Genomic DNA, 18,386 nt, shown 5'->3' on the forward strand with positions numbered 1-18,386 from the left:
TGCATTCCTTCCTTACCTTTCTAGGCCGAAAGATGCAAGGATCTCCTTTTGCCTTCCGAACATCTTCTGTTCATCTTCCTCTGTCATATGGTCATATCCAAGAAGATGGAGGAATCCATGCAATGCCAGAAATCCGATTTCCCGCTTTTCATCATGACCATATTCAGCGGATTGCCGGGCTGCTGTCTCGATAGAAATGAGAATGTCTCCGAGGACGACCGGCATGCCTTCTTCCTGCACTATGGCGACTTCCCCTTCCGCCATCTCCTCTAGTGCAAATGAAATAACATCTGTTGCTTTGTCTTTGCCTCTATATTCGGCATTTATTTTTCTGATTTCCTCATCTGTCATAAAAGTGACGGACACTTCAGGATGATCAGAAAGCCCCTCCATCTGTGCGGCATGGTTCAATAAACTTTCTACAAGCCGGGTAATGTCTTCGGTAACTTTTCCCGTTTCATCATTAAAGTAAATATCAAGCATTCCTTCGCCTTCCTTCTGATCAGTCCGGATATTCAATCCGGCTATGAAAAATGCCGTTCAATGTTTCGCAGATGACATTTTCAATCGTTTTCAGTTCTTTCATCGACAAATCGCATTCATCGAATTGCCCATCATTCAATTTGGAAGTAATGATTGATCTTACTAATTTGGCGATTTTTTCCGGAGTAGGCTCTTTTAATGAACGCACTGCGGCTTCCACACTATCTGCAATTGAAATGATAGCAATTTCTTTCGTCTGCGGTTTTGGACCAGGATATCGGAAATCATCCTCCACTACATCCTTTCCCATTTCCTTGGCCTTTACATAGAAAAATTTTAAAAAACTTGTTCCATGATGCTGTCTTGCAATATTAATGATTTCAATCGGCATTTTATGCTTGGCAAGCAGGTCAGCACCGTCATTGGCATGGGCAATAATGATATCACGGCTTTTTTCCGGCTGCAATTCATCATGAGGGTTTACAGCTCCATGTTGATTCTCAATGAAGAATCCAGGTCTTTTCGTCTTCCCGATATCATGATAATAGCTGCCTACCCGCGCTAGCAATCCATCTGCCCCTACCGATTCACAAGCGGCATCGGCCAAATTCGCAACCATTACACTGTGGTGGTATGTACCTGGCGTCTCGGTTAGCACTTTTTTCAATAAAGGATGATTCGGATTTGATAACTCAATCAGCCTCATGTCCGAAAGCAACCCGAAAGCAGATTCGAAAAAGGGCATCAACCCGATTGTCATAGCACCTGATATAATTCCAGAAGCCAAAGCGGCAATTAAGTAAAATACCAACTCGGACAGTTCATACGAAGACTGGGTCATCAACAAATAGAATCCAATGAACAGAATATTGGAGGCTGCCACAAAGAGGCTTGTCCGTAAAATATTTGACCTTCTCCCATTATTCCCTAAGACATATATACTGATGATTGCGCTGAACAAAATATATAGTGCGATTTCCATCTGCATGATTGCGGCGAAACCTTCCTGCAGCATGATACCAGCAGTCGAAGCCGTGACGATCGTCAACATGAGTGCAAGTCTTTCATTCGTTAGCAGTTTTGCTAAAAGGGGTGCGAGCGCTGTCGGAAATAGAAAAGCGACCTGCACATCGAACTCTTTGTCAATCAAACTGATAATTTTCATCATAATTACGAGAATGAAGAAGATGGAGTAGATAATCAACAATGATTTCTTTTTCTTGTTATTTTCTTCCTGCCACATAATAAAATGTATAAAAATAATGGCTGATATAAAAACCACATACAGGATAAGACCCGCCAAAGGTTTAGCAGTGGATTGATTTTTCAAAAGTCCGGTCAATTCCAACTGTCTATAAATTTCGGAGTCGATGAATTGTCCTTCCCGAACGATGACTTGTCCTTGCAGGATTCTTGTTGGCTCAACCGCATTTTTTTCTTCTTCGATTCTTTTTTCCGTCAATGTTTGGTTGATTGTTTCTGTTTCGACGACTAATGATCTGCCAAGGGTGATCAGCGTCTGCAGTTCCGCAGGAGGAATCGCTTCAGATAATCGAAGCTTCCTTTCCACTTCATAGCGGACTGTGGACAAATCATCTACCCGAACAGGTTTGGACAGCTCTTCGGTTATGATACTCGCAATCTCACTCTGGATTTTCTGCAAGACCGGTATATCCCTAGTCAACAAACTCTCAATTGCATCATCCGTCAGACGAAGGCCCGGCTCCTCTTCTTCCAATTTTAAAAACTTTTCCCTTATTTCCTTGATTTGCTCCGAACGTGTTTTCACTTTTTTATCCGGATCTTCGATATCGGGGGTGTTATGCTGTTTCTCTTCAATGATGAATTCAAATAAGTTAATGGCAATGGCCGCCCTATTCTTTGCAATATCCTCATTGAACTGATAAAACGGTGTCACTTCGGATTCAATTCTCCGTTTTTCCTGCTCAGTCTTCACAGTGTCTTCGACCGTTTTCAATGACCGAATCGTCTTCGGAGATATTTTGAATTCATGGAGCTCATATGTTTCCTGCTTTACATTGCCGTGCATCAGCGAGAATAACGCGATAGCCGCCAAACCAATGATAAATAATGCATAGTATTTGAATTTCAAGGATTTGAAAAGATTTATGATGAGCGTGAACATAAACACTCCCCCCTTCCCTCTTTATCTGATCATCCCATTTGACATGATGAAAGAGCAGTCACTTTAGGATGACTGCTCACTTTCATATGCTTCGATGATTTTCGCAACAATGGGATGTCGGACGACGTCACCTTGTTCCAAGTATTGAAAATGAATTTCAGAGACATTCTTTAAGATCGCTTCAGAGGCGTTCAACCCTGATTCAACTCCACGCGGCAAATCGATTTGAGTCTTGTCACCGGTAATCACCATCTTTGAACCGAATCCGAGGCGTGTTAAAAACATTTTCATTTGAGCCTTCGTTGTATTCTGAGCTTCATCCAGGATGACAAATGCATCATCAAGCGTACGGCCCCTCATATACGCCAGGGGAGCGATTTCGATCACTCCGCGCTCCATTAGCCGTTCTGTATGCTCCGCGCCTAGAACGTCGTGCAGCGCATCATAGAGCGGTCGTAAATAAGGATCGACCTTCTCTTTCAAATCGCCCGGCAGGAAGCCAAGACTTTCTCCAGCCTCGACGGCAGGTCGCGTTAAAATGATTCGTTTGACAGATCCTGATTTCATTGCCTGTACCGCTAGGACGACTGCGAGATATGTCTTTCCAGTACCGGCTGGTCCTATGCAGAAAACAAGGTCATTCTTTCGAATGGCATGGATATATTCACGTTGCCCGATCGTTTTTGCGCGGATTGCCTTCCCTTTTGCAGTCCTGGCAATCTCCTCGTCGTATAACTCGGCAAAGTATTCGATCGTTCCGTTTTTCACCATTTCAATCGCAGTGGAAATATCACGTAAATTGATATTGATGCCTTTACGGATCACTTTTAACAGCTGCTCTAAGAGAAACTTCCCCGCCACGATATCCTGTTCTTCCCCGGCAAGTGAAATGGTATCTCCCCGGGTAAGGATGGAAATGTTCATGGATTCTTCAATCAATTTCATATTTTGGTCGGAAATGCCTAGAAGCATGACAGCCTCATTCGGCTCTTCGATATGAAGTTGTATCAGTTGTTCGCTCAATAGTTTCAGTCTCCTTGGGATAACGGTCTTTTTATCGCTATATTCTCATTGATTAAAAATAATATTGTCCCCTCAACTGTATCATTTCCAAACGTCAAGTGTAAAATGTTTTCATCTTTAATTATCAGATCGGATTGTGTTTCGGTTACTATTTTGTGTTTCAGCAACGGGATGATGACATCTTGCTCCATGCCTTCCTTCAAATCGAACTGCCCCAGACGGTCTTCCCTGTACCTTTCCGTCTGTATGAAGGATCTCAATTTAGGTATTCTTCCATCTCCCCATACAACAGGTGATCGCCATTGAATCATTACATTCTCCTCCCCAAGCAGATGGTAATCAACTGTTTTAGGGATTTTAAAAGAGTATTCCAACCAAAAATCAGCATACACCGAACCTTCCGCTCCTACAATTGTCTTTTTATTTCCCTGCTCTAGTATGCCTGTAGCCAGTAAATCCCCTTTTTTAACAGTTTGATTGATGCGCGCGACCCTTTCCCCCCTGCTCAATTGAAAACCTGTAATGACGCCTCCAGTCCGCGCCACAAGATCTGAAGGAGGGCCGGTTTTTTCAATCCTGTCATTCAATTTCGGGGAGAGCATCGGGATGACAGTCAATGTACTTCCCGATCTTTTAAATCGCACCCAGGAGAGTGACTGATCATCCACCATGAGCGATCTCCGGATTTCCCCTTCATCCGGAATCAAGTGAAGCGGCCGGAACAAGGTAATTGAGGTCTCCTCCAATTTGTTGCCGATCCGTTCAGATACTTCAGGTACGTCGGTTTCAATTTCGATCTTCCATAGAAATAAGGATGCCAGAAGCGGGATGATGCACGCAATTAGAAAACGGAAGGATGTGAATACCCTCTTTTCAACAGTACCGTCATCTGCCGGCTTGATCGTCACTCTCATTTTGTAACGGCGCCTATGTTTCCTTATGACTTGAATGCCTTTTTTATCGGTGCGAAATCGGATTCCTTTTCCGGATTCCATGATCCCGGACATCTTCACGCCGGAGCCTACAAGGAAGGAAAGGAACCGGGCTGGATCCGTTTTGCCGGTGAGGACGACACTATACCTTTTATGAATCATAGAAATCCTGTCCATTTTTCATCTTTTTGATATTCACTGCTGTTATCGTTTCAAATGAGAATACCGCCAGCTCTTCCGACAACGTTTCGACGATGAGATCCTCCCCCGTCGCCTCGATGACATGGTCCCCACTTCGGATCACAGCATAATCAGGTCCAAGTTTCACTAAGGAATACGGGCCGGTGATCCTGACCGAAGCAAATTCTTCAATCGTAACAGATGAGTTCATTTTAAATAATTTCTTCAAGATAAAACCCCCTATCCAAGCCTATGATTTGGATAGGGGGTCAATGATTATTGTTTTGATTTAGGCGGACCTAAAATTTCAGAGAAGATGATGCCTTTGATCAAGTCTTGTTCACTTGTCGGAATCATCTCGTGATGTTCGACGGGCTCTTTGGTAATCAAACTACCTTGATGGACAGTCAATCGGCCGCGATGCGGCTCCCGCTTTGATTTCCTATCATGCCTATTATCTGTGTGAACCTGAACATCTCTCGTCCTGTCTGTTCTCTCAGTTTGCTTCGGGAGAGAAGGTATTGAAACGGCTGGAGCAGGTTTTCGGTCAGGCGTCTGCCTGCTCGGAGGCTCGTCAATCTCAGTTTGAAATTCTCGTTGGATGTCCTTGTACATCTCCTGGGTCATCTCTTTCAACTTCCGCATCGGGTCAGAAGTGCCCGTCTGCACGGTTGGTTGTCTATTCTGCGTCTTCGGTGCATCTTCCGGTTTTTTTCCTTTGAAGAGCATACTGATGATTCCGAGGACGATAAATATCAGTATTTCCATCTGTGCATCCCCTTTCCGGGAATTATACGCTCAAACGTCACTCTTTTGTCGTATCCGGTTTTTGCTGATCCAAACCTATTTTACTGATGGAATCACGCATTCCCGTGTCAGCCTGGATATTTTTGTAGTTCATATAATCCATGATGCCGATATTGCCTGTACGAAGCGCTTCCGCCATGGCTAGAGGAACTTCCGCCTCCGCCCCGACCACTTTCGCGCGCATCTCTTGGACTTTCGCTTTCATTTCCTGTTCATTCGCAACAGCCATCGCACGGCGTTCTTCCGCTTTCGCCTGCGCAATATTCTTATCAGCCATTGCTTGTTCAGTCTGGAGCTCTGCACCGATGTTTTTACCGATATCAACATCCGCAATATCGATGGACAAGATCTCGAAAGCCGTACCGGAGTCAAGACCTTTCGCCAATACCGTTTGAGAAATCAAATCCGGATTTTCCAAAACTTTAGCATGGTCGACGGATGAACCGATTGTTGAAACGATACCTTCCCCGACACGTGCAACTACTGTTTCCTCACCTGCACCACCGACAAGGCGATCGATGTTTGCACGAACAGTGATTCGTGCCTTCGCCTTCACTTCGATACCGTTCATCGCTACACCCGCGATGAATGGCGTTTCAATGACTTTAGGGTTTACAGACATTTGAACCGCTTCCAGAACGTCACGGCCGGCCAGGTCAATCGCCGCTGCACGTTCAAATGACAATTCAATATTTGCACGATGTGCGGCAATCAATGCGTTGACGACTCGGTCAACGTTACCACCAGCCAAATAGTGGCTTTCAAGCTGGTTAATTGAAACGTTCAATCCTGCTTTATGCGCCTTGATCAACGGATTGACGACCCTGCTCGGGATTACCCGGCGAAGCCGCATACCGATCAACGTAAAGATACTTACACGCACACCTGCCGCCAATGCGGAAATCCATAGTGTAACTGGAACAAGTGTGAAAAATACTGACAAAATAATGATGGCTCCGATGACGAGTATAACTGTGAAAATCATACTTCCAGTGCCTAAACCTAAAAGTGCTTCCATTATTCATTTTCCCCCTTTTCTTCGAATTCCCGAACGACTATCCGGGATCCTTCAACCTTCACAATGATAACATGTTTCCCTCTGTCGATGTAGCTTCCTTGGGAAACGACATCGATTCGCTCACCTTCCATATCAATTGTACCGGAAGGGCGTAAAGGTGTAATTGTAATCGCCTGCTTTCCGAGCAATTCGACCCGGTTGATATTTGACACATAACCGCTCTCCGTGTCTGTCGAATCCATCAAGACGACTTTGTTCAGCAAATGCAATTTCCTTCCGAAAAACTTCATAATGATCACCATCCCACTGACGGCCACTGCAATTGCGATCATGACGGAATACGCCATGAACATCGGATTGCCCCCCGCCAAAATGATACTTACAACGACAGCGACCGCCCCGAATACACCGGCGATCCCACCCGCTACGAAAAATTCAAGTACAATGAGCCCTATGCCTATTATGAACAGAATCAATGTTTCATAACCCGCAAGACCCGCTATTAGATGTCCGTAAAAGAACAGCAGCAACGCCGTAAGAGCCATTATTCCAGGCAAGCCGAAGCCAGGTGAATAAAGCTCCACAACGAGGCCAAGACCTGCAATTGATAACAGGATAGGCACTACAATCGGATGTGTAACGAGCCGTGTGATACCTTCAGCGAACGTTACGTTCGTCTTCACAATTTCAGCGTTTTCCAACCCATTCCTGTTTAGAAGGTCCTGGAATGACGAGACAGTCCCCTCACTGTAACCGACGTCAGGTTCCGCTGCCTCGCTTGCTGTCAAAGTCAATAACCGCCCTTTTCCTGCACGGTATCCCTTCATATCGATAGACGGTTCTGCCATTGCTTCCGCATATTCCGGATTACGGCCATGCGATTCGGCAGCACTTATCATTTCGGCCACCCAAAAACTATGCGCTTTAACGTCAACGGCATTTCCTGTAGTTCCTTCGACTGCTTGAGCTGCACCGATCTTGCCGTTCGGGGACATGTAGATCTTGTCAGCATGCAGAGCGATGTATGCCCCAGCAGAAAGTGCTTTGTAATTGATATAGGCAATGATATCAGGTTCCGTCTCATCCATTAATTTTCCTATTTCTCCTGCTGCGTCTATAAAGCCACCATTTGTATTGATTTCAAGGATGATTGCTTTTGCCCCGGCTTCCTCCGCTTCTTTGAAGGATCGTTTCAAATATGCATACAGACCTTTTTCTACTTCCTTGTTCAATTTCACGTGGTATACTTTTTCAGCGGCTGCATCCGTTTGCATAAAGGGGATTGAAACCGCCGATAAGAATAAAATGAACAGGAGAAACTTCCCAATCATATTACGCATTCATTCATTCACCTCTTTCTTACTAACCATTCTACCTTCTATACGTTTTGTATTGTTAAAAGGTTTCAATTTAAACAGTACAAAAACCGGAAGATCCAAAGGATTTTCCGGTTTCATTCATAAACATACTTATTGTTGTTAAATATAATATGGACAGATATTAGAATTTACGCTTACGAGCAGCCTCAGACTTCTTTTTACGTTTGACACTTGGCTTCTCATAGAACTCACGCTTTCTTACCTCTTGTATTGTACCACTTTTTGATACAGTACGTTTGAAGCGGCGAAGAGCATCTTCAAGCGATTCATTTTTGCGAACGACAGTTTTCGTCATATCTCTTGTCCCTCCCTCCGAGCACACTTCGAAACAAGGCGTTACTCCTTGTACTAAGAAATTATATCGTACTATCCTCGAGTGGTCAATAAAAAACTTTCAAAATATCTATGCGAAATAGGAAATTTTATTCACCCTCCGGCAAGAACCCTATTAATATGCAGAATTGCCTTGCAATCCTTGCATAATTTGCACGCCTGAACTTGCACCGATTCTTGTTGCGCCCGCATCAATCATCTTTTTCATATCCTCGAAGCTGCGGACTCCTCCTGACGCTTTAACACCCATTTCAGGTCCGACGACGCCACGCATCAATTTCACATCATCCTCTGTAGCACCGCCAGTTGAGAAACCTGTTGATGTTTTGACGAAATCAGCACCTGCAGCCCGGGATAGTTCGCAAGCTTTTCTTTTCTCCTGATCAGTCAGTAATGAAGTTTCGATGATTACTTTGACAATCGCTTTGCCTTTCGCCGATTCGACAACAGCAGCGATGTCATTTTTCACAAGTTCGTCATCGCCGCTCCGTAGCGCACCAACATTGATGACCATATCGATTTCGCCAGCTCCGTTTTCAATCGCGTCTTTCGTTTCAAACGCTTTGACTGCGCTAGTGGATGCACCTAGAGGGAAGCCGATGACTGTGCACACTTTTACAGTCGACCCGTTCAACACCTCAGCCGCTGTTTTCACCCATGTCGGGTTGACGCATACCGATGCGAAAGAATAGGTCTTTGCTTCTTCGCAAAGTCGGATGATTTCTTCTTTTGTCGCATCCGCTTTCAGTAATGTATGGTCGATGTATGCTGCATATTGTTGATTCAAAATAATTCCTCCTCCAGTTGTACGTACCTCATTCATCATAGCAAATAAAGATTTTTTCCGCATCAAAAAACAGTTCATCCTAGATTGGATAAACCGTTTTTTTCGATTGCATTATGCAAGAACTTCTTCTGTTTCTTCAACACGGACGAATTGACCTTCATTGTAAGGATAGCCAGCCTTCGTAATTTTCACTTTGACGATTTTACCGACCATCGATTCATCAGCCGGGAAAACGATTTTCAAATAGTTGTCCGTATAACCTTCATACAAACCACTTTCCGGATCAAGCTTGTATTTCTCTTCCGGAATTACTTCAAGCACCTCGTTTTCAAATTCGGCAGCATATTGTTTCGCCAATTGATCATTCAACTCGATCAGTCGGTGGACCCGTTCGTTTTTCACTTCTTCATCAATTTGATCTTCCATTCTGGCTGCAGGTGTCCCAGTACGTTTAGAATACGGGAAAACGTGCAATTCAGAAAAACGGTGGTCCCTGATGAAGTTATACGTGTCCATGAATTCCTCTTCCGTCTCGCCAGGGAAACCGACGATGACATCGGATGTGATGGCAAGATGCGGCAATGCTTCCCGTAGACGATCGAGACGTTCTGCGAAGAACTCCATTGTATATTTCCTTCTCATACGCTTCAATACTGTATTGGATCCTGATTGGATCGGAATGTGCAGATGCCTTACAATCTTTGTAGACTCCCGAAGCACTTCAATGACTTCATCAGTCAGTTGACTGGCTTCAATGGAACTGATCCGCAGTCTTTTCAATCCCTTTACTTGTGTTTCGAGATCACGCAGCAGGCGGGCAAGATTATAGTCTTTCAAATCCTCGCCATATCCACCTGTGTGGATTCCCGTCAGGACGATTTCAAGATACCCTGCATCGACCAATTGTTGAGCCTGTCTGATGACTTCTTCAGGGTCCCTGGAACGCATTAAACCGCGGGCCCATGGGATGATACAGAATGTGCAGAAGTTATTGCACCCTTCCTGTATTTTCAATGATGCTCTGGTGCGGTCCGTAAAAGCAGGTACATCAAGTTCTTCATAGACCCGGTTCTTCATAATGTTGCGGACAGCATTGATCGGCTGACGCTCCACCTTGAATTCATCTATCAGTCCGAGCAATTTCGTACGGTCCTGTGTACCGACGACAATATCGACTCCTGGAATAGCCATGATTTCAGCCGGTGATGTCTGTGCATAACAGCCCGTGACACAGATGACCGCATCCGGATTGCGCCTGATGGCTCTCCGGATGACTTGGCGACTTTTCTTATCGCCGGTATTCGTGACCGTACATGTATTAATAACGTAGACGTCTGCATTTCTCTCAAAATCGGAGCGGTCATATCCGGCGTCTTTGAAAAGCTGCCAGATCGCTTCCGTTTCGTAATGATTCACTTTGCAGCCTAATGTATGAAAAGCGACAGAAGACACTAGCTGCTCACCTCTTTCATTCAAATTCGTATGACATAGCGGACAAAAAATAGAGTGGTGCGGTTTCCGTCCTTACTATACGCGGCCCTAAGGAAACTGATAGGAAATCCGCAGCGCGCATCTCCTCCGCTTCCTCTCTTGTTAATCCGCCTTCAGGACCAAAAACGACTAGTACCGTTTGTTTATGATACACGTTTTTCAGCCTGTCTGCAATCCTGTTCGGATCGGTGCCTTTTGCATCCTCTTCATCTGCGAAAAAGCGGATATCGTAGTTGCGTGACGCCTGCAGCAATTGCTTGAAAGACATCGGGGCTGATACATCCGGGATTATCGACCGGTGGCATTGCTCCGCCGCCTCTTTCGCGATCTTTTTAAGCCTCTCCACTTTTTTGCCGCCTTTTTTCGCATCCCATTTGACAATGGAACGTTTCGCTTCGAATGGAACGATTGATGACATGCCTAGTTCCGTGCCTTTTTGAACGATAAGATCGAGCTTATCGCCTTTAGGCAAGCCGCACGCAATTGTCACCCTTACCGGCATTTCATTCGAAGGAAGCGGTCCATCCATCTTTCTAACAGTCACACCTTCAGGGCCGATGTCTGCAATTTCTGAGATGAATGCTTCACCGTCATTTACAGCAATGACGAGGTCACCCGCCTCCATCCTCATCACCTTGGCGATATGCTTGCCGTCTTCCCCTGCAATGAATGCATTACCGACTTCGTCGAATGGGGTTTCAAGGAAATAGCGCTGCAATCGTTACACGCTCCTTTTTTGAGCGATAATTGCCACCCATTCTTCCATTAAAACAGATTCGATAATTTCAAAGCCTTTGCTCTGGAGATCTTCTTTCACAAGGTCCCGCTTTTGGGCAATGATTCCCGATACGATGAACAGCCCATCTTCAGGCAAAATGCTGTATGCATCACCGGAAAACGTCATGATCACTTCCGCCAGGATGTTCGCAACAATTATGGATGCAGGTTCGTTAATGGATTCTAGCAAATTGCCATGTGTCACTTCAACGACACCGTCCACCTTATTCAAACTGATATTTTCCTTTGCTGCCTGCACGGCGACTTCATCCAAATCGAGTGCATGCACATGCGACGCCCCTAAAAGTGCCGCCCCGATAGACAACACTCCCGATCCCGTCCCGACGTCAATGACTGTGTCGCCCTTCTTCACATACTTTTCCAATGCTTGAAGGCACATGACGGTCGTGGGGTGGGTCCCTGTTCCAAAAGCCATGCCAGGGTCAAGTTCAATGATCAGTTCATCGGAATCCACTGGTTCGTATGTTTCCCATGTAGGAACGATCGTGAATCGACCTGAGATCTTTACGGGATGGTAGTATTTCTTCCAAGCCGTCGCCCAATCCTCTTCATCCACTTCGTTCGTCTGAACTTGATTAAGTCCGACATCCAAGCCGTACTCAGCCAGTTCGTTGACGGATTCACTTATTTCCTTCACCGTTTCAATCAAAAAGCTATTGACCGGCAGATAGGCTTTCACGATGACCCCTTCCGCAGGGAAGTCTTCTTTCTTAAGCTCGTAAATTTCGCCGAAACGATCTTCATGAATACGGTCAGGCTCTTCGGAATCCTCAATGATGACTCCACTCGCCCCCGCTTCATGCAAAATATTGGCAACGGCTTCTGTCGCCTCATGTGATGTATGGATGGAGATTTCAGACCATTTCAACTACGTTCATCCCTTTCAGTCGCCTTTTATTGTTCTTTTAATTTTATCAAAAAGTGAGCTAGAATACTCATCCGGCGAGTTCCCTTCGATTGAGGCAAATTCACGGAGAAGCTCTTTTTGTTTTTCTGTCATTTTTTTAGGAGTGATGGCCTTGATGATGACGTGTTGATCACCCACTCCATGTCCATGGACATTTTTGACGCCTTTTCCGCGGAGTCGGAAATTTGTTCCCGTTTGTGTCCCCGCAGGAATTTTCAATTTCACATTCCCTGTAACGGTAGGCACTTCAATTTCGTCACCAAGTGCCAACTGCGGGAAAGTGATTGGCACTTCCAAATAAATATCGTCGCCTTCACGGACAAAGCGGTCATGATCTCTTACTCTGAAGACGATGTACAAGTCTCCTGAAGGACCGCCGTTGATGCCTGCTTCCCCTTGGCCTGTAACACGTAACTGCTGACCATCATCCACTCCTGCAGGAATTGTGACCTTGATTTTCTTCCGTTTTGTCACACGGCCAGCGCCATGGCAAGTTTCGCATTTTTCAGGGATGATCTTACCGGTTCCTTGACAATGCGGACATGTCCGGCGATTCACCATCTGTCCAAGCGGTGTGTTTTGAGTGATTGAAATTTGTCCCGAGCCGCCGCAATGCGAACATGTATTGACCGGTGTACCTTTTTTGGCACCGGTTCCACTGCACGTATCACATGTCTCTTCCCTCGGCAATTCGATTTCTGTCTCTTTCCCGAAAACAGCTTCCATGAAATCAATTGTCATGGAGTACTGAAGATCATCGCCCTTCCTCGGGGCATTCGGATCGCGTCTCCTCGCACCACCACCGAAGAACGTACTGAATATATCTTCAAAACCGAAACCGTCGGCAGAACCGCCGCCAAATCCGCCAAAGCCCTGGTTTGGATCGGCATGGCCGAATTGGTCGTAATTCGCACGTTTCTTCTCATCGCTCAGCGTTTCGAAAGCTTCTGTCACTTCTTTGAATTTGTCTTCCGCTCCCGCTTCCTTGTTTAAATCGGGATGGTATTGTTTCGATAATTTCCGGTAGGCTTTTCTAATTTCCTCTTTGCTCGCCGTTTTCGGCACACCGAGTACTTCATAATAATCTCGCTTGCTCATTATTCCACTCTCCCATGAATCATTGACATCTCATTGTAACACGCACAGAAAAAAAGTGACAAAAGTGCAGTTGGCTATAATTATCGATCACGTAACAAAAGAAAAAGTCAAAGCCGGAATATCGGACTTTGACTTTTCCGTCAATCGATCGTTCAATTAGTTTTTCTTGTCATCTTCGACTTCTTCAAAGTCGGCATCGACTACGCCATCATCCTGCGCTTGGCCGCCAGCTTCAGCTGAGCCACCTTGCGCTTGAGATTCAGCAGCCGCTTGTTCATATAATTTCATTGTCATTTGCTGAACAATTTCTTCTAAAGCTTCTTTCTTAGTACGCATATCATCCAAGTTTCCAGCTTCAATCGCCGATTTCAATTCTTCTTTTGCATCTTCGACTTTTTTCACTTCATCATCGGAAACTTTGCCTTCAAGGTCTTTCAATGTCTTTTCAGCCATGAAGACGAGCTGATCAGCGTCATTTTTCAAGTCCGCTTCTTCTTTACGGCGTTTATCCTCTTCAGCATTCGCTTCAGCATCTTTCACCATGCGATCGATCTCATCGTCGGAAAGGCCTGAGCTTGATTGGATTGTGATGTTTTGCTCTTTTTGCGTTCCAAGGTCTTTCGCTTTTACCGTTACGATACCGTTCTTATCAATATCGAATGTAACTTCGATTTGAGGGATGCCACGTGGAGCCGGCGGAATATCCGTCAATTGGAAACGGCCAAGCGTTTTGTTGTCTGAAGCCATCGGGCGCTCACCTTGCAGCACATGGATGTCAACGGCAGGCTGGTTGTCTGCAGCAGTAGAGAACACTTGTGACTTGCTTGTAGGGATTGTCGTATTTCTTTCAATCAATTTTGTAAATACGCTTCCCATCGTCTCGATTCCTAGGGAAAGAGGCGTTACGTCAAGCAAGACGACATCTTTCACGTCTCCGCGGATGATTGAACCTTGAACAGCGGCTCCCATCGCTACGACTTCGTCAGGGTTTACTCCCTTGAATGGCTCTTTGCCTGTTTCTTTCTTGATAGCTTCCTGTACAGCAGGGATACGAGTGGATCCACCAACTAGGATCACCCGGTCAATTTCAGATGGAGATAGGTCTGCATCTTTCATCGCCTGGCGCGTCGGTACCATAGAACGTTCTACTAGATGCGCTGTAAGCTCATCAAACTTCGCTCGGGATAGGGAAATTTCCAAGTGAAGCGGACCAGCTTCTCCCGCAGTGATGAACGGCAATGAGATTTGAGTTGATGTTACGCCTGAAAGGTCTTTCTTCGCTTTTTCTGCAGCATCTTTCAAACGTTGCATCGCCATTTTGTCTTTAGAAAGGTCGATTGCGTTCTCTTTGCGGAATTCTTGTACTAAGTAATCGATGACGACATCGTCGAAGTCGTCTCCGCCCAATTTATTGTCGCCTGCTGTCGCACGCACTTGGAACACGCCATCGCCGAGCTCAAGGATTGAAACGTCGAATGTACCGCCGCCAAGGTCGTATACTAGAATTGTTTCATCTTCGTCTGTTTTATCCAGACCATAAGCCAATGCGGCAGCTGTAGGCTCGTTGATGATCCGTTCAACTTCAAGACCAGCAATTGTTCCTGCATCCTTCGTCGCTTGACGTTGTGCATCATTGAAATAAGCAGGTACTGTAATGACCGCTTTTGTCACCTTTTCACCTAAGTATTCTTCCGCATAGCCTTTCATGTATTGAAGGATCATTGCAGATACTTCTTGCGGAGTGTATTCCTTATCTTCAACTTTCACTTTATAATCGGATCCCATATGTCTCTTAACGGACATGATCGTATTTGGATTTGTAATGGATTGGCGCTTCGCCACTTCCCCGACTTGACGCTCGCCGTTTTTAAATGCAACTACGGATGGAGTTGTACGGTTGCCTTCCGGGTTAGGAATGACTTTAGCTTCTCCACCTTCATATACTGCTACAACTGAGTTTGTTGTACCCAAGTCGATACCGATAATTTTGCTCATTTGAATTCCTCCTAATTAAGTACGTCTACAATTAATCTATATACTTATTCGTTTACTTTGACCATAGTAGGACGAAGTACACGATCTTTCAACATATACCCTTTTTGAAGCTCCTCAAGCACGATGCCTGACGTCTTTTCGGGATCATTCCCTGTCATGACGGCCTGATGGAAATTAGGGTCGAATTCCTTGTCCAACGCCTCAATTTCGACCAACCCTTCGCCTTTCAGCGCTTCAAACAGGTTGCGGTAGATCATATCCATTCCGGTCATGATCGATTGCGCTTCCTCATTTTTGACTTCGACTGCAAGGGCGCGTTCGAAGTTATCCAATACAGGCAAGATAGCCGTCAACAAACTTTGTGCTTTGTATTTGACAAGCGCTTCCTGATCGAGCGCATTCCTTCTCTTTGCATTTTCAAAGTCCGCCAGAACGCGTAGAAGTTTGTTTTCCTCTTCCTGTAATTTGGACTCCAGCTCGCTGATCCTCTCATCCTTCTGATTTTGCTCAAGTGTGGCTTCTTCAGAAGTTATGTCCTCTTCAACAGTCCCATGAGGATCCATTTCCGCTTCCTTGCTAGCTAAAGCTTCCAATTCTTCTTTTTCAATTTCTTCCTTTTTATCCGTCACTCGTCTTTCCTCCTATCCAATCCGATGGCCGTTTTCAGTAATGCTTCTGATAAGTTTTCACTAAGGATGTCAAGCATCGTAATGACCCTGCCATAATCCATCCGTTTTGGTCCGATGATCGCTATTGAACCGGCCATATTGCCGCCAGCTGAGTAATTGGCCGTAATTACACTGCAATCTTCCATCGCATTATGTTTGTTTTCTGATCCGATCCGGACATGAATGCCTTTTGAGGCGTCTTGGAAAAAGTCAAACGCCGGCGCTCCGTTTTCCATCAGTTCAAAAAACATCTTCATTTTTTGCAGGTCGTTGAATTCCGGCTGTTTCATCATATTCATTTTGCCGCCGAAATACAGGCGTTCTTCAGGTTTGATTGTAATGGCTCTTTGAAAAGAGGCAAACAGTTCCCCAGCATGATGGACATGCTGTTCGAAAACCGTCTTCGTTTCGTCGGCAAGCTTGTTCTGCAGGAAGCTCAATGGCGTTCCGACAAGCCTTTCATTTAAAATATTGACCATCTTTTCAATATCCGAAGCATGCATGCCTGGCGGTACATCGAAAACCCGGTTCTCCACATGTCCATTATCGGTTACAATGATTGCTACCGCTTTCGTGTCATCCAGCGGCACGATTGAAAACCGTTTCACTGAATGCATGGACATGTCAGGCCCTAAAAGTATAGATGTATAGTTCGTCAATTCGGATATGATTTTTGCGGAATTCCGTATCAGTTCCTCCGTCTCCATCACCCGATCCTGAAAAATGGAGCGCAATTGCATGCTGTCCGCCAACGTCAGCTTTTCGGGAGTCAGCAGATGATCGACATAAAAACGGTACCCTTTTTCAGAAGGCACTCTGCCTGATGAAGTATGGGTTTTTTCGAGATAACCCAATTCCTCCAAGTCGGCCATGTCATTCCGTATGGTCGCGGGACTGTATGGAGCTTCCGGTTTTTTAGATAACTGCCTTGATCCGACAGGCTGTGCGGATTCGATGAAATCGTTAACCGTCAGTTGCAGAATTAGCAATTGTCTGTTTGTCAACATAATCATCACTCCTGTTAGCACTCTTTAACAGCGAGTGCTAATACTACTCATAATTTAACAAATCGATTTGCCAGTGTCAATGAATTACCCCTCGTTCATTTGAGAAATTGCTGGAAGACTTCGTTGCCTCGGAAAACACCTTTCCGTGTCAGTTTAATACTACCCTCTGATTCGGAAATCAGTCCTTTTCCGGACAATTCTTCAAGAACAACACCATACACTTCCGTCAGAGTTTTCCCGAACTTGGATTCGAATGAATGAAGGGATACCCCTTCCGATTTCCGCAAGCCTAAAAACATTTCTTCTTCCATCGCTTCGGTAATTGTCACTTCATTCGTTTCCATTACAGGTCGCAATCCTGAACCCATGGAATCCATATACTTTCTGAGCGGACCGAAATTTGCATACCTTCGTCCCTTCAAGTATCCATGGGCGCCCGCACCAATGCCTGCGTATTCGTCATTGTCCCAATAAATGAGATTATGGATTGATTCATTTCCAGGCAGCGCAAAATTGCTTATTTCATATTGCCGTCTTCCCGCTTCAGCCATACGGTCCATGAGCATGGAAAACATCTCCGCCTCGATGTCCTCGCCAGGCAACGGCAGCCTGCCCTTATTCATTAAATTATAAAAAACAGTTTTAGGCTCAACGATAAGCGAGTAGCCAGAGTAATGAGGCAGCTCAAACGATAAAGCTTTATCGAGAGTTTCTTTCCATTGTTTGACCGTCTGCTCCGGCAACCCATAGATCAGATCGATACTTATGTTATCAAAACCTATTTCACGTGCGGCCCGGATAACTCTTGCCGGAGTTTCTGCGCTGTGCGTCCTCCCGATCCTCTTCAATAGTTGCTCGTCGAATGACTGGACGCCTATGCTCAGACGGCCTACTCCGCCGCTTTTCAGGACGGAGAGCTTTCCTCGGGTCAATTCATCTGGATTTGCTTCCGTCGAAAATTCCCGCAGCTCACGGACATTGACATGTTGATGGATGATTTCAAGCAATCGGTCCAGTTGCCTTTCGGATAATGAAGTCGGTGTGCCTCCGCCGAGGAAGACAGTTTCAAGCCCATTGAATGAATGTCCTTCATTTGCCATAATGGCAAGCTCGTTACCGATCGATTCGATATATTCATCAACAGGTTGATTTTTAAAGAACACCTTATTGAAATCGCAGTAATGGCAAATCTGGTGGCAGAAAGGAATATGAATATACATGCCTCGCATTTGGTTGTGTCCCCTTTCTAGTCAGCAATATCAGTCGTGCAAAAAGGAGCCCAGAGCGGACTCCTTTTGCATGATATCACTCTTCATCAAGCTTCGGGCGCCTGA

The 18,386-nt window shown here is 45.3% G+C and carries 18 protein-coding genes; all 18 read right to left on the bottom strand.

Going from position 1 to position 18,386, the window contains the following annotated elements; translation table 11 throughout:
* Nucleotides 1-12 precede the first annotated feature (12 nt).
* The 18 genes from ybeY to hemW all read right to left on the bottom strand — a co-directional run bounded on the left by ybeY (nt 13) and on the right by hemW (nt 18,281).
* A complete protein-coding gene (gene ybeY, locus M3193_RS04490; RefSeq protein WP_251624590.1) occupies nt 13-483 on the bottom strand; it encodes an rRNA maturation RNase YbeY in 471 nt (156 codons plus the stop codon).
* Between the two features lie 19 nt (nt 484-502).
* Complete coding sequence (locus M3193_RS04495; protein WP_251624592.1) at nt 503-2,629, bottom strand: HD family phosphohydrolase; 2,127 nt, start codon at nt 2,627-2,629, stop codon at nt 503-505.
* A gap of 63 nt (nt 2,630-2,692) precedes the next feature.
* Nucleotides 2,693-3,652, bottom strand: coding sequence for a PhoH family protein (locus M3193_RS04500; RefSeq protein ID WP_251624594.1), 960 nt, complete (start codon nt 3,650-3,652; stop codon nt 2,693-2,695).
* A gap of 5 nt (nt 3,653-3,657) precedes the next feature.
* Nucleotides 3,658-4,746 (bottom strand): sporulation protein YqfD, encoded by a 1,089-nt coding sequence (locus tag M3193_RS04505; protein WP_251624596.1) that lies wholly within the window; start codon nt 4,744-4,746, stop codon nt 3,658-3,660.
* A complete protein-coding gene (locus M3193_RS04510) occupies nt 4,736-4,993 on the bottom strand; it encodes a hypothetical protein (RefSeq protein ID WP_251624598.1) in 258 nt (85 codons plus the stop codon). Before M3193_RS04510 ends, M3193_RS04505 begins: the two co-directional genes overlap by 11 nt.
* 47 nt (nt 4,994-5,040) lie before the next feature.
* Entirely contained in the window at nt 5,041-5,532 is a 492-nt protein-coding gene (locus M3193_RS04515; protein WP_251624600.1) for a hypothetical protein, read from the bottom strand.
* A gap of 37 nt (nt 5,533-5,569) precedes the next feature.
* Nucleotides 5,570-6,556 carry a flotillin-like protein FloA gene (gene floA, locus M3193_RS04520; protein ID WP_251627213.1) on the bottom strand — a complete coding sequence of 329 codons (987 nt, stop codon included), beginning with the start codon at nt 6,554-6,556 and terminating at the stop codon, nt 5,570-5,572.
* 32 nt (nt 6,557-6,588) lie between these two features.
* Complete coding sequence (locus M3193_RS04525) at nt 6,589-7,929, bottom strand: NfeD family protein (protein WP_251624602.1); 1,341 nt, start codon at nt 7,927-7,929, stop codon at nt 6,589-6,591.
* Between the two features lie 160 nt (nt 7,930-8,089).
* A complete protein-coding gene (gene rpsU, locus M3193_RS04530; RefSeq protein WP_009496905.1) occupies nt 8,090-8,263 on the bottom strand; it encodes a 30S ribosomal protein S21 in 174 nt (57 codons plus the stop codon).
* Between the two features lie 153 nt (nt 8,264-8,416).
* The gene (gene deoC, locus M3193_RS04535) at nt 8,417-9,088 is read right to left on the bottom strand and encodes a deoxyribose-phosphate aldolase (protein ID WP_251624604.1); all 672 of its coding nucleotides are present in this window, start codon (nt 9,086-9,088) and stop codon (nt 8,417-8,419) included.
* Nucleotides 9,089-9,199: 111 nt separating this feature from the next.
* Nucleotides 9,200-10,540 carry a tRNA (N(6)-L-threonylcarbamoyladenosine(37)-C(2))-methylthiotransferase MtaB gene (mtaB, locus tag M3193_RS04540; protein ID WP_251624606.1) on the bottom strand — a complete coding sequence of 447 codons (1,341 nt, stop codon included), beginning with the start codon at nt 10,538-10,540 and terminating at the stop codon, nt 9,200-9,202.
* A 16-nt stretch (nt 10,541-10,556) separates the two neighbouring features.
* Nucleotides 10,557-11,297, bottom strand: coding sequence for a 16S rRNA (uracil(1498)-N(3))-methyltransferase (locus M3193_RS04545; protein ID WP_251624608.1), 741 nt, complete (start codon nt 11,295-11,297; stop codon nt 10,557-10,559).
* 3 nt (nt 11,298-11,300) lie between these two features.
* Nucleotides 11,301-12,245 (bottom strand): 50S ribosomal protein L11 methyltransferase, encoded by a 945-nt coding sequence (gene prmA / locus M3193_RS04550; protein WP_251624610.1) that lies wholly within the window; start codon nt 12,243-12,245, stop codon nt 11,301-11,303.
* Nucleotides 12,246-12,260: 15 nt separating this feature from the next.
* Nucleotides 12,261-13,382 carry a molecular chaperone DnaJ gene (gene dnaJ, locus M3193_RS04555; protein ID WP_251624613.1) on the bottom strand — a complete coding sequence of 374 codons (1,122 nt, stop codon included), beginning with the start codon at nt 13,380-13,382 and terminating at the stop codon, nt 12,261-12,263.
* Nucleotides 13,383-13,538: 156 nt separating this feature from the next.
* Nucleotides 13,539-15,377 carry a molecular chaperone DnaK gene (gene dnaK / locus M3193_RS04560; RefSeq protein ID WP_251624615.1) on the bottom strand — a complete coding sequence of 613 codons (1,839 nt, stop codon included), beginning with the start codon at nt 15,375-15,377 and terminating at the stop codon, nt 13,539-13,541.
* Nucleotides 15,378-15,421: 44 nt separating this feature from the next.
* Nucleotides 15,422-16,006 (bottom strand): nucleotide exchange factor GrpE, encoded by a 585-nt coding sequence (grpE, locus tag M3193_RS04565; protein WP_251624617.1) that lies wholly within the window; start codon nt 16,004-16,006, stop codon nt 15,422-15,424.
* On the bottom strand, nt 16,003-17,052 hold the full coding sequence (gene hrcA, locus M3193_RS04570; protein ID WP_251624619.1) for a heat-inducible transcriptional repressor HrcA: 1,050 nt from the start codon (nt 17,050-17,052) through the stop codon (nt 16,003-16,005). The genes grpE and hrcA overlap by 4 nt, the downstream gene beginning before the upstream one ends.
* Nucleotides 17,053-17,147: 95 nt before the next feature.
* Complete coding sequence (hemW, locus tag M3193_RS04575; protein ID WP_251624620.1) at nt 17,148-18,281, bottom strand: radical SAM family heme chaperone HemW; 1,134 nt, start codon at nt 18,279-18,281, stop codon at nt 17,148-17,150.
* Nucleotides 18,282-18,386: the final 105 nt, after the last annotated feature.

Source organism: Sporosarcina luteola (assembly GCF_023715585.1).
GTDB classification, from domain to species: domain Bacteria; phylum Bacillota; class Bacilli; order Bacillales_A; family Planococcaceae; genus Sporosarcina; species Sporosarcina luteola_D.

Excerpts from the sequence above, each read along its gene's own strand:
- ybeY (WP_251624590.1), bottom strand. The coding sequence starts at position 483 with ATGCTTGATATTTACTTTAATGATGAAACGGGAAAAGTTACCGAAGAC.
- M3193_RS04495 (WP_251624592.1), bottom strand. The coding sequence starts at position 2,629 with ATGTTCACGCTCATCATAAATCTTTTCAAATCCTTGAAATTCAAATAC.
- M3193_RS04505 (WP_251624596.1), bottom strand. The coding sequence starts at position 4,746 with ATGATTCATAAAAGGTATAGTGTCGTCCTCACCGGCAAAACGGATCCA.
- M3193_RS04515 (WP_251624600.1), bottom strand. The coding sequence starts at position 5,532 with ATGGAAATACTGATATTTATCGTCCTCGGAATCATCAGTATGCTCTTC.
- floA (WP_251627213.1), bottom strand. The coding sequence starts at position 6,556 with ATGATTTTCACAGTTATACTCGTCATCGGAGCCATCATTATTTTGTCA.
- M3193_RS04525 (WP_251624602.1), bottom strand. The coding sequence starts at position 7,929 with ATGCGTAATATGATTGGGAAGTTTCTCCTGTTCATTTTATTCTTATCG.
- rpsU (WP_009496905.1), bottom strand. The coding sequence starts at position 8,263 with ATGACGAAAACTGTCGTTCGCAAAAATGAATCGCTTGAAGATGCTCTT.
- dnaJ (WP_251624613.1), bottom strand. The coding sequence starts at position 13,382 with ATGAGCAAGCGAGATTATTATGAAGTACTCGGTGTGCCGAAAACGGCG.
- dnaK (WP_251624615.1), bottom strand. The coding sequence starts at position 15,377 with ATGAGCAAAATTATCGGTATCGACTTGGGTACAACAAACTCAGTTGTA.
- hrcA (WP_251624619.1), bottom strand. The coding sequence starts at position 17,052 with ATGTTGACAAACAGACAATTGCTAATTCTGCAACTGACGGTTAACGAT.
- hemW (WP_251624620.1), bottom strand. The coding sequence starts at position 18,281 with ATGCGAGGCATGTATATTCATATTCCTTTCTGCCACCAGATTTGCCAT.